This window comes from Streptomyces verrucosisporus (assembly GCF_017114865.1).
Classification (GTDB): domain Bacteria; phylum Actinomycetota; class Actinomycetes; order Streptomycetales; family Streptomycetaceae; genus Streptomyces; species Streptomyces fenghuangensis.
Genome location: NZ_JADEYH010000045.1, coordinates 22,371 through 29,187, shown reverse-complemented (window position 1 = coordinate 29,187; position 6,817 = coordinate 22,371). Strand labels below are relative to the sequence as shown.

Annotated in this window: 7 protein-coding genes; 3 read left to right on the top strand and 4 right to left on the bottom strand. The window is 73.1% G+C overall.

Annotated features, from left to right (window positions below):
• Window positions 1–24: 24 nt before the first annotated feature.
• Together IQ279_RS26505 and IQ279_RS26500 are read right to left on the bottom strand one after the other, a co-directional pair.
• Window positions 25–897, bottom strand: coding sequence for an LLM class F420-dependent oxidoreductase (locus IQ279_RS26505; RefSeq protein WP_241028800.1), 873 nt, complete (start codon window positions 895–897; stop codon window positions 25–27).
• 108 nt (window positions 898–1,005) lie between these two features.
• The gene (locus IQ279_RS26500) at window positions 1,006–1,758 is read right to left on the bottom strand and encodes an SDR family NAD(P)-dependent oxidoreductase (protein ID WP_206351857.1); all 753 of its coding nucleotides are present in this window, start codon (window positions 1,756–1,758) and stop codon (window positions 1,006–1,008) included.
• 221 nt (window positions 1,759–1,979) lie between these two features.
• Between IQ279_RS26500 and IQ279_RS26495 the strand changes: the two genes are divergently transcribed.
• The 3 genes from IQ279_RS26495 (at window position 1,980) to IQ279_RS26485 (ending at window position 4,800) form a co-directional block, all read left to right on the top strand.
• A complete protein-coding gene (locus IQ279_RS26495) occupies window positions 1,980–2,324 on the top strand; it encodes a YciI family protein (RefSeq protein ID WP_206351856.1) in 345 nt (114 codons plus the stop codon).
• Between the two features lie 61 nt (window positions 2,325–2,385).
• A complete protein-coding gene (locus IQ279_RS26490; protein WP_206351855.1) occupies window positions 2,386–2,853 on the top strand; it encodes an SRPBCC family protein in 468 nt (155 codons plus the stop codon).
• 387 nt (window positions 2,854–3,240) lie between these two features.
• The gene (locus IQ279_RS26485; RefSeq protein ID WP_206351854.1) at window positions 3,241–4,800 is read left to right on the top strand and encodes a class I SAM-dependent methyltransferase; all 1,560 of its coding nucleotides are present in this window, start codon (window positions 3,241–3,243) and stop codon (window positions 4,798–4,800) included.
• A 74-nt stretch (window positions 4,801–4,874) separates the two neighbouring features.
• Here the strand turns inward: IQ279_RS26485 and IQ279_RS26480 are convergent, their stop codons facing one another.
• Both IQ279_RS26480 and IQ279_RS26475 read right to left on the bottom strand, forming a co-directional pair.
• A complete protein-coding gene (locus IQ279_RS26480; RefSeq protein ID WP_206351853.1) occupies window positions 4,875–5,591 on the bottom strand; it encodes a DUF2306 domain-containing protein in 717 nt (238 codons plus the stop codon).
• Window positions 5,592–5,705: 114 nt separating this feature from the next.
• Window positions 5,706–6,779: a DUF2855 family protein gene (locus tag IQ279_RS26475; RefSeq protein ID WP_206351852.1), complete on the bottom strand. Its 1,074-nt coding sequence runs from the start codon at window positions 6,777–6,779 to the stop codon at window positions 5,706–5,708.
• Window positions 6,780–6,817: the final 38 nt, after the last annotated feature.

Below are 6,817 nucleotides of genomic sequence, written 5' to 3'. Positions count from 1 at the left end.
TGCGCGGTCTCGCGCGGGCGGAGGTCAGGCGTCGGCGACGGCGCCCAGCACCCGCTCCCCGACCAGGTCGGCCTGCCGGAGCTGACCGGGCCCCGCCAGGATGCCTATCACCCGCCGCACACCCAGTTCACCGAGCCCGCGCAGCACCCCGGCCAGTTCGTCGGCCGAGGCGCGGTCGGTCACGGTGAAGGGCATCACGCAGGTCTTCTCGATCGTGTCGTAGTCCCGGCCCTCCGTCTCGCAGTGCCGGCGCAGCACCTCCAGCTTCCCGGCCAGCTCCGGCCCCGGGTAGAGGTTGCAGGCGTCCGCGTAGCGGGCGACCAGACGCAGGGTCCTCCGCTCGCCGCCGCCGCCGATCATGATCCTGGGACGGGTGAGGTTCTGGGGAACGTTCAGGGGACGCTCCAGCCGGTTGTGGACGCCGTCGAAGGGCTTCTCGTCCCCCCGTTCTCCCTCCCACATGCGCAGGCAGACACGGACGGCCTCCTCCAGCAGTTCGAAGCGCTCCCTCACCGCGGGGAAGCCGATACCGAGGCCGAGCGCCTCCTCCTCGTACCAGCCGGCGCCGATGCCGAGGTCGGCCCGGCCGCCGGAGAGGACGTTGAGGGTGGTCACCGTCTTGGCCAGCAGTCCGGGCGCGCGGAAGTGCGCCCCCGCCACCAGCGGCATGAGGCGGATGCGCCGGGTATGGGCGGCCACGGTCGCCAGTGTGGTGAAGCATTCCAGCATGGGCTGCTCGGGACCGCCCATATGGGGGCCCTGCCACACGTGGTCGGCGACGCCGATGACATCGAAGCCCGCGTCGTCGGCGGAGCGGGACAGGGCCGCGAGGGTTTCCGCCATCCGCGGCGCTCCGCCCTCCCAGGAGTAGTCCGCGATGGCCAGGCCGATTTTCAAGGCAAGTCTCCCAACAGGTGCTCGTGGACGGGGGTGGGACGCCCGCCGGCGGCGGAAGGCACGCAGAGGACCGGCCGCGGGCGGGCGGCAGCGCGGTACCGCGCCCGGTCAGGCGGGGACGGAACCGGTAAGGCCGCCGTCCACGACGAACTCCTGACCGGTGACGTACGCCGACCTCGGCGACAGCAGGAACAGCACCGCCTCGGCGATGTCCCGGGGGGCGCCCAGGGTTCCCAGCGCCACCTGGCCGCGGAAGAACTCCCGGACCTCCTCGACCGGCGCGACGGTGTCGAACATCTCGGTCCGGATATGCCCCGGGGTGACGGCGTTGACCCGGATGCCGCGCTCGGCCAGGTCCGGGGCGAGGGTGCGGGGGAGGTTGAGGACAGCGGCCTTGCTCGCCGCGTAGACCGAGCCCGGCCCCATGCCCCGGTGCACCAGCCAGGAGGAGTTGAGCACCACGGAGGAACCCTCGGCCAGCAGGGGCAGGGCCTTCTGGACGGTGAAGAACGTCCCCTTGAAGTTGGTGCCGACCACCTGGTCGAAGTCCGCCTCGGTCACGTCGGCCGTGCGCGCGTTGAGGCTGACGCCCGCGTTGGCGAACACCCCGTGCAGGGTGCCGAGGTGCTCGCGCACCCGCTCGAACGCGGCCTCCAGTTCGGCCGGGCGCGACACGTCCACGGTCACGGCCAGCACGCGGTCGCCGCCGCCGAGTTCCTTGGCGGCGGTGTCGAGCCGTTCGGCGCCGCGGCCGGCGATCACCACGTTCGCGCCCTCGTCGAGGAGACGACGGGCCGTGGCCAGGCCGATGCCGCTGCCGCCACCGGTGATGAAGTACGTCCTGTTCGTGAAGTCACTCATGCGGTCAGCGTCGCTGCGGTGCCCGGCCCGGCGCATCTTTGGAATTGCGCTCCGCCCCGCCCCCGGCCCGCGTGCCCGGGGGGCGACTGCGAGGAGAGCAATCTGGAAGATGAGGACACCGGGGGTGACGCGGAAGGGTGGATGGGGCGACACCATGCGAGCGCGGGCCGACGCCGCGGGTGCGCGTGACCACGCACGACAGACGCAGGAAGGACAGCCCCATGGCTCAGTACGCGGTCTTCATCTACGAGGCGGAGATCCCCGGCGGATGGGACAACGCCCCCAAGGAGCTTCTCGACGCCCACGAGGCCTTCCCCGGCAAGGTGGAGGAACTCGGCGGAAAGATCCTCAACGGCCTGGCCCTCCAGCCGGCCGGAACGGCGAAGACCGTGCGGGCCGGCGCTGTCGCCGACGGCCCGTTCGCCGAGGGCAAGCACTCCCTGGGCGGCACCTTCGTGCTGGAGGCCAAGGACATCGACCACGCCCTGGAGATCGCCAGGTTCGTTCCGGTGCACGACGGCGGCGTCGAGATCCGGCCGCTGTTCGACGCGCCGGAGGAAGACTGACCCGGCCCACACCGCACCCGGACCGCCCCCTCCCTGTGAACCGCCGAAGGCAGCAGCCATCATGACCCAGACGACGTCCCTGAACGAGATCGCCATCACCCGCGTCTTCGACGCCCCCCGGGCGGAGCTCTACCGGGCCTGGACCGAACCGGAGCGCTTCGCTCAGTGGTGGGGGCCCCGCGGCTTCGCCACCGACCCCTCCACGGTCTCCCTCGACGTCCGCTCCGGCGGGGAGTGGAAGGCCACGATGGCCTCCGAGGAGGCCGGTGAGTTCCCGTTCGCCGGTGTCTACCGCGAGGTGGTGGAGAACGAGCGCCTGGTGTTCAGCACGATCGACCTCAACGACGACGACACCTCGCGGGACGGAGGCACCGACGAGCTGACCACCGTGACCTTCGCCGACCGCGACGGCGGCACGGAGATGACCTTCCGCCAGCTCAGCCGGCTGGAGGCGGACAAGACCGAGGAGGCCAGGGAGGGCTGGAAGAGCTTCTTCGACTGCCTGGAGGAGCACCTGGCGAAGTCCTGAGCCGGATCGGCGCGGCGGGGCACGGTGGACGAGCGGGGTCCACCGCGCCCCGCCGCGCCACGTCGCGTCCCGACACCGCAATCCACGAGATGCGGAGGTCGGATGGCTGCCCCGAAGCTGGTCTGGTCCCCCGGCCGCCGAGGCCCGTACCCCCCTGGGGCGGCCCTTCCCCCCCCCCGCCCCAGGGGGGTACGGGCGGTTCCCCGACCGGCCGTTCTCGCCGCGCGCCCCGTACGGCCCGCTCCGGAGCGGCCGGGCACCCACCACACCGCGGGCCCGTCCGCGAGTCGGCCCTCCCCGCCTCCGGGGCGTCCCGGAAGCGGCCCGCGGGCACCACGGCGAACCGCCGGCCCCGGCCCCACCCGACTCTCCCGAAAGGACCCGCACATGACGACCTGGTCGACGGCCCCGGCCCCCGCCGTTCCCCTGGACGCCTTCGCCCAAGCCCCGGACGACCGGCTCGCGGCGGAGTTCCTCCGCCTGGCCGGCTCCGTGTGGGGGCAGGAAGCACCCGAGGGCGCGGCGGTGCGGGCGGTGCCCGCCCTGGTGGCCCTGATGGACTCGGTCGACGACCGGCGCAGGGGGTATCTGGCGGTCCTGCTGGGCCTGCTCGCGGAGTCCGAGCACCCCCGGGCGGACGGCCCGGTGACGGCCGCCGTACGCCGGGGGGTGGAGCGCTACCTGGAACTGCTCGGCCACAGCGGCGCCGGCACGCCCCTGACAACCGCCCTGCTGTACCTGCTGTCGCACTTCCCCGGCGAGCGCGACCGCGTCCTGGCCGCCGCCGCCAGTGAGGACCTCGCGGTCGGCAAGGAGGACCTCACCCGCCTGGAGAGGGCCCTGCGCACCCTGGATCCGGACGATCCCGACCTTGGCCGGTGCTGGCCCTCGCCCGCCGCGTGGTACCTGAACGACGACGAGCGCGGCTTCGACAAGGGGCAGATACAGGCACTGACCCACGAGCAGGTCACGGCCAACTGGAACAACGACACCCGCACCGTCCTGGCCTACTCCGGCATGAAGGCGTACTGGGCCGTCCGCCACGGTTCGGCCCTGGAGACCTCGTACCCGGCCGCGCCCGCCGGGGCCGCCCCCGGACGGGCCTCCGGCCCCGGCGCCGGGGCGTTCGCCCGGCACGCCGACGCGCTGCGCTGCCCCTCCTGCCGAGGCCGGCTCGACTTCACCGGCGGCAAGGTGAGCTGCGGGGCGTGCTCCACCTCCTTCCCCCTCGCCCAGGGCATGCTGGACCTGTCCGGCGGGGCGACCGGCTCCCGGGCGACGGACGACGACGACACGGCGGACCTGCTGCAGAAGCTCGCCGCCATGCCGAGCATGGGCGTGTACTACGAGTCCGTCCTGCGTCCCGCGTTTCTGCGGATATCGGGCATGAACTGGAACGACGACCTCACGCCGGCCGACGAGGACGCCTACCTGCTCTCCCACACCCGCCCTGTGGACGGTCCCGTGCTCGACCTCGCCGCGGGCGCCGGGCGCTGGACGGCCGTCCTGGAGCAGGCGGTCGGGGCCGACCGTCTGATCGCGCTGGACCTGGGCCTGCCCATGCTCAACACGCTGCGCGGGCGCCTGCCCGAGGTGCCGGCCGTGATCGCCAGTGCCCTCGGCCTTCCCTTCGGGGACGCCAGCCTGGGCGCGGTGAACTGCTGGAACGCCCTGCAGGCCTTCCCCGAGCAGGCGGACACCGCCATCGCCGAGGTCGGCCGCTGCCTCAAGCCGGGCGGCACGTTCACCCTGATGACCTTCAGGTGGGCCGACGACCCCGTCGACCGCTACTTCCAGCGCTCCCACCACTTCCCCAGCCGGCCCGCGGGCATGCTCCTGTTCGAGCCCGCCGACATAAGGAAGTGGCTCGCGGACGCGGGCCTGGAGATCCGGGACGAGTCCGGCGTCGGCTCCACCGTCCTGATCACGGCCGTGCGCACGGCATAGCGCTACGGCCGGTCCCCGCCCCCCGGGCTTCCGGGGGGCGGGGGCCGGCCGTAGCGGTGCGCCGCGGAGCCTGTTCAGGAACGACGCCCCGTGACCACGGGCCCCTGGCCGCGCCGGGCGGTCCGCTCCAGCCACCAGTGGACGAGTACGAGGTTGCCGACCCAGCCGACCCACCGGGCCGACTCGGAGATGTAGGTGATGTCGATGGCGAACGGCAGCCGGAAAAGCGTCAGCCCGATGACCAGGCCCCACACAGTCTGGCCCCACACGATCGCGAAGCTGTAGAGCATCCAGCGGCGGTGCTCGGCGTACCGGCCCTGCCGGGCCCGCACCCAGCCGACCACCGCCGTCACCGCCCACATCACACCGGACATCAGCACGGCCACGCTGCCCGCGGGGAAGGAGAACGGGAACATGACCAGGGCCAGCGCCGCGGAGGGCAGCGCACCGGCGAACACATACAGCCGGCCGCTCCAGCGGTGGACGGCCGGGTGGTTGCGGCGCAGCCACGGCCACAGCTGAAGACACAGCGTGACCAGCGTGATCGCACCGGTCATGACGTGCCCGGCCAGGACGGCGTAGTGCAGGGGGAACTGCATGGGGATGTGCGTGTTCGCCGGGTCGAACGTGAGGTACGGCGGAAGCTGGTAGAGCAGGTAGGCGGCCGCGGCGACGGCGAGCGGGATGGTGTAGTACCGGCCGAACCAACCCCTTCGGGCCGGGCGGTCCGGGGGGGCGTCGAGGAGGTCCGGTCGGGGCGGTGTGACAGGTCTGTCGAGGCTCTGGGTCACGGTGGTGTGCTCCGTTCGGGGTGGGCGGACACGGGGGCGGGGGACCGGGGCGGGAGCGGGGAGACTCAGCCGTGGTCCGGTGGACGAGGGGCGGCGAGGACGGCGGAAAGCGGCTCAGCGGGGGGCGACCACGATGCCGCTGCGGGCCGGGATCTCACCGGCCATCAGCGAGCGGTAGGCGCCGGCGAGCGCCTCGGGGCCACTGCGCCGGTCGACGGCCAGCCACGAGGGCGCGTCCCGGACGAAGCGTTCCTCGGCCGCGCGGTACCGGGACCGGTAGGACTCCTCGCCCTCCTTCTCGGCGAACCGCTCCTCCTCCGAGGGAGTGAAGAAGATCCACGGCTCGGGGTCGCTCAGCCCCTCGGGGGGCTCGATCCGCGCGCCGGGGTGCGTGTAGCCGACGAGCAGCGCGTCCTCCAGCACGGCGCCGAACCGCTCGTAGACCGAGGACAGCCGCTCGGCCTGGCCCGTGAAGTCGACGAGGACGGCGGACTCGGGCACCTGCGCGCGGGGCAGCTCCTCATAGGTCAGCAGGCGGTCGTAGTGGCCCAGCTCCCGCACGGACCGCAGGTGGCGGGAGGAGGTGATCCCGACGGTGGTGATGCCCTCCCAGTCCGCCAGCAGGGCCGCCGTCCCCACGGCGGTCTTGCTGGACGCGCTGGTGACCAGCACGGTCCCGTCCGGGACCGTGCTGGTCAGGAACTCGGCGAGGGCGAACGAGGCGGGATACAGGGGCCGCAGCAGAACCCGGTGGTCGTCCAGGACATCGGGCTCCGCGGCGAACTGGTACCGGCGGTACCAGGGGTGCAGGTAGTCCCGTTCGGGGGCGGTGTCGGCGAAGCCCCCGGCCACCGGTGAGACGGTGAGTACGACGTGGGTCGACAGCGGCAGGAAACCGAAGCAGCGGGTCCCCTCGGCGACATCCGGGTGCCGGGACTGCTCGACCCGTGCGTAGCCCCAGGCCGGAACGCGGCCGTGGCCCTCGGGGCCGGGGAACGCGTTGAAGAACGGCAGCTCGGACTCGCCGAGGCGCGCGTAGGTGGCGGTGATCGCCGTCAGGGAGAACCGCTCGGCCGCCAGTCGCACCTGGCCGGGCCGCAGCGGGGCCGCCGGCGCGGCCGGGCGCACCTCGGTCGCCGTGAGGTCGTCTCTTCTGACCAGCAGATCCCAGCCGTCCTGATCCGGCACGTCCGTCTCCCCTCCACCGTCTGCCGCGGGCGGCCCGG

What these genes read in the sequence shown, in the direction of transcription:
- IQ279_RS26500 (WP_206351857.1), bottom strand. Translation starts at nt 1,758, where the DNA reads ATGAGTGACTTCACGAACAGGACGTACTTCATCACCGGTGGCGGCAGC.
- IQ279_RS26495 (WP_206351856.1), top strand. Translation starts at nt 1,980, where the DNA reads ATGGCTCAGTACGCGGTCTTCATCTACGAGGCGGAGATCCCCGGCGGA.
- IQ279_RS26490 (WP_206351855.1), top strand. Translation starts at nt 2,386, where the DNA reads ATGACCCAGACGACGTCCCTGAACGAGATCGCCATCACCCGCGTCTTC.
- IQ279_RS26485 (WP_206351854.1), top strand. Translation starts at nt 3,241, where the DNA reads ATGACGACCTGGTCGACGGCCCCGGCCCCCGCCGTTCCCCTGGACGCC.